This is a genomic window from Psychrobacter sp. CAL346-MNA-CIBAN-0220, from assembly GCF_040309805.1.
Classification (GTDB): Bacteria; Pseudomonadota; Gammaproteobacteria; order Pseudomonadales; family Moraxellaceae; genus Psychrobacter.
Genome location: NZ_JBEOPF010000717.1, coordinates 1 through 237, shown reverse-complemented (window position 1 = coordinate 237; position 237 = coordinate 1). Strand labels below are relative to the sequence as shown.

Genomic DNA, 237 nt, shown 5'->3' with positions numbered 1-237 from the left:
GTTCAGGGAACTCAAAGCTAAACAAGCGCTCTTCTAGCGGTTCAAGTGGATGACCACCGACCATATAACGCACATGTAATTTAGCGGTTTCATCTTGGGATAAATCTTGAACTTCAAATCCTTCCAATTCAAGTTTAGCGATAATCTCGCTTAGCTCTGCTTGGCCACCCGTAAGACGAATGCCGGCAAACACCACTGCAATGTCACGGCTACTAAAGCGATAGTTAAACTCGGTCA

Annotated in this window: 1 pseudogene; it reads right to left on the bottom strand. The window is 45.1% G+C overall.

Features of this window, described 5'->3' with window-relative positions:
- Positions 1-237 (bottom strand): annotated as a pseudogene (locus AAEY88_RS15445) (threonine ammonia-lyase, biosynthetic); the annotation flags it as partial.